Origin of the sequence: Bacillus sp. SIMBA_005 (assembly GCF_046535585.1) — a bacterium.
GTDB classification, from domain to species: domain Bacteria; phylum Bacillota; class Bacilli; order Bacillales; family Bacillaceae; genus Bacillus; species Bacillus pumilus.
Map to the genome: position 1 here is coordinate 1 of NZ_JAWRWI010001043.1, position 241 is coordinate 241.

The 241-nt window shown below is 55.6% G+C and carries 1 protein-coding gene; it reads left to right on the forward strand.

The genetic code is table 11. The features are described from left to right. The coding region (locus tag SB660_RS23295) for a hypothetical protein (RefSeq protein WP_410584930.1) at positions 1-241 on the forward strand (241 nt) is incomplete at both ends.

Here is a 241-nt window from a genome sequence, read left to right on the forward strand (position 1 = left end):
GGAGTAACTGGTGTAACTGGAGATATCGGACCAACAGGAGTAACTGGTGTAACTGGAGATACTGGTCCAACCGGCGCCACTGGTGTAACTGGAGATATCGGACCAACAGGAGCCACTGGTGCAACTGGAGATACTGGTCCAACCGGCGCCACTGGTGCAACTGGAGATACTGGTCCAACCGGCGCCACTGGTGCAACTGGAGATACTGGTCCAACCGGCGCCACTGGTGTAACTGGAGATA